This window comes from Catenovulum maritimum (assembly GCF_001050375.1).
In the GTDB taxonomy this organism is placed as follows: domain Bacteria; phylum Pseudomonadota; class Gammaproteobacteria; order Enterobacterales; family Alteromonadaceae; genus Catenovulum; species Catenovulum maritimum.
Window position 1 is genome coordinate 1 of sequence record NZ_KQ130522.1, and the last position, 2,979, is coordinate 2,979.

A 2,979-nucleotide genomic window follows, 5' to 3' on the forward strand; every position below is an offset into this window, starting at 1 on the left:
AATCTTATCGTTCAATCAAATCAACCAATAAACATTCGGCGTTGTATGGTTAAGCCGCACGGGTAATTAGTATAGGTTAGCTCAATGCCTCGCAGCACTTACACACCCTACCTATCAACCTCATAGTCTATAAGGACCCTACAGGAGCTCAAGGCTCTGTGAGAACTCATCTCGGGGCTCGCTTCCCGCTTAGATGCTTTCAGCGGTTATCGATTCCGAACTTAGCTACCGGGCAATGCCATTGGCATGACAACCCGAACACCAGAGGTTCGTCCACTCCGGTCCTCTCGTACTAGGAGAAGCCCCCCTCAATTCTCAAACGCCCACGGCAGATAGGGACCGAACTGTCTCACGACGTTCTAAACCCAGCTCGCGTACCACTTTAAATGGCGAACAGCCATACCCTTGGGACCGACTTCAGCCCCAGGATGTGATGAGCCGACATCGAGGTGCCAAACACCGCCGTCGATATGAACTCTTGGGCGGTATCAGCCTGTTATCCCCGGAGTACCTTTTATCCGTTGAGCGATGGCCCTTCCATTCAGAACCACCGGATCACTATGACCTACTTTCGTACCTGCTCGACGTGTCTGTCTCGCAGTTAAGCTGGCTTATGCCATTACACTAACCGTACGATGTCCGACCGTACTTAGCCAACCTTCGTGCTCCTCCGTTACTCTTTGGGAGGAGACCGCCCCAGTCAAACTACCCACCAGGCAATGTCCCTAATCCCGATAAGGGACCTAGGTTAGAACATCAAACATACAAGGGTGGTATTTCAAGGATGGCTCCACGCTATCTGGCGACAACGCTTCAAAGCCTCCCACCTATCCTACACATGTAGGTTCAATGTTCACTGCCAAGCTGTAGTAAAGGTTCACGGGGTCTTTCCGTCTAGCCGCGGGTACACAGCATCTTCACTGCGATTTCAATTTCACTGAGTCTCGGGTGGAGACAGCGTGGCCATGATTACACCATTCGTGCAGGTCGGAACTTACCCGACAAGGAATTTCGCTACCTTAGGACCGTTATAGTTACGGCCGCCGTTTACCGGGGCTTCGATCAAGAGCTTCGTCCGAAAACTAACCCCATCAATTAACCTTCCGGCACCGGGCAGGTGTCACACCGTATACGTCCACTTTCGTGTTTGCACAGTGCTGTGTTTTTAATAAACAGTTCCAGCCACCTGGTTACTTCGACTCCCCTGTGCTTACGTCGCAAGGACTTCACACTAGGGAGCGTACCTTCTCCCGAAGTTACGGTACTATTTTGCCTAGTTCCTTCACCCGAGTTCTCTCAAGCGCCTTAGTATTCTCTACCTGACCACCTGTGTCGGTTTGGGGTACGGTTCTTTATAACCTGAAGCTTAGAAGATTTTCCTGGAAGTATGGCATCAACTACTTCATCACCTTAGTGACTCGTCTCAGTTCTCAGTCTCTCACTTAAGAGGTGTGTCCGGATTTGCCTAAACACACAACCTACAACCTTTCACATGGACTACCAACGCCATGCTAGCCTAGCCTGCTCCGTCTCTCCGTCGCAGTTATAAAAAGTACGGGAATATTAACCCGTTTCCCATCGATTACACCTCTCGGTCTCACCTTAGGGGCCGACTTACCCTGCCCTGATTAGCATGGGACAGGAAACCTTGGTCTTCCGGCGTGGGGGTTTTTCACCCCCATTATCGTTACTCATGTCAGCATTCGCACTTCTGATACGTCCAGCATGCCTTACAGCACACCTTCAACCGCTTACAGAACGCTCCCCTACCACTTGTGATAAATCACAAATCCGCAGCTTCGGTTACTAATTTAGCCCCGTTACATCTTCCGCGCAGGCCGACTCGACTAGTGAGCTATTACGCTTTCTTTAAAGGGTGGCTGCTTCTAAGCCAACCTCCTAGCTGTCTAAGCCTTCCCACATCGTTTCCCACTTAATTAGTATTTGGGACCTTAGCTGGCGGTCTGGGTTGTTGCCCTCTTCACGACGGACGTTAGCACCCGCCGTGTGTCTCCCGGATAGTACTCTCAGGTATTCGGAGTTTGCAAAGGGTTGGTAAGTCGGGATGACCCCCTAGCCTTAACAGTGCTCTACCCCCTGAGGTATTCGTCCGAGGCGCTACCTAAATAGCTTTCGGGGAGAACCAGCTATCTCCCGGCTTGATTAGCCTTTCACTCCGACCCACAAGTCATCCGCTCATTTTTCAACATAAGTCGGTTCGGTCCTCCAGTTGATGTTACTCAACCTTCAACCTGCCCATGGGTAGATCGCCGGGTTTCGGGTCTATACCTAGCAACTAAACGCGCAGTTAACACTCGCTTTCGCTACGGCTCCCCTATTCGGTTAACCTTGCTACTAAATATAAGTCGCTGACCCATTATACAAAAGGTACGCAGTCACAGAACAAGTCTGCTCCCACTGCTTGTACGTATACGGTTTCAGGTTCTATTTCACTCCCCTCACAGGGGTTCTTTTCGCCTTTCCCTCACGGTACTGGTTCACTATCGGTCAATTGGGAGTATTTAGCCTTGGAGGATGGTCCCCCCGTCTTCAGTCAAGATAACACGTGTCCCGACCTACTTAATACGTGATGATGAAAACTTCGTGTATGAGGCTATCACTCGCTATGGCCAAACTTTCCAGAATGCTCCACTATTTTCATCATCATCGGCTGTTCCCCTTTCGCTCGCCGCTACTTAGGGAATCTCGGTTGATTTCTCTTCCTCCGGGTACTTAGATGTTTCAGTTCTCCGGGTTTGCTTCTTACACCTATGTATTCAGTGCAAGATACCTTAAAAAAGGTGGGTTGCCCCATTCGGAAATCTTAGACTATAACGCTTTTTATCAGCTCGTCTAAGCTTATCGCAGATTAACACGTCCTTCATCGCCTCCAATTGCCAAGGCATCCACCGTATACGCTTAGTCACTTAACCATACAACCCGAATATTTATCTCACCGCCTAAGCGTGAGGTAAAGTT

Annotated in this window: 1 rRNA gene; it reads right to left on the reverse strand. The window is 49.9% G+C overall.

Annotated features, from left to right (window positions below):
- Nucleotides 1-45: 45 nt before the first annotated feature.
- Nucleotides 46-2,933 (reverse strand): 23S ribosomal RNA (locus XM47_RS18585).
- Nucleotides 2,934-2,979 lie beyond the last annotated feature (46 nt).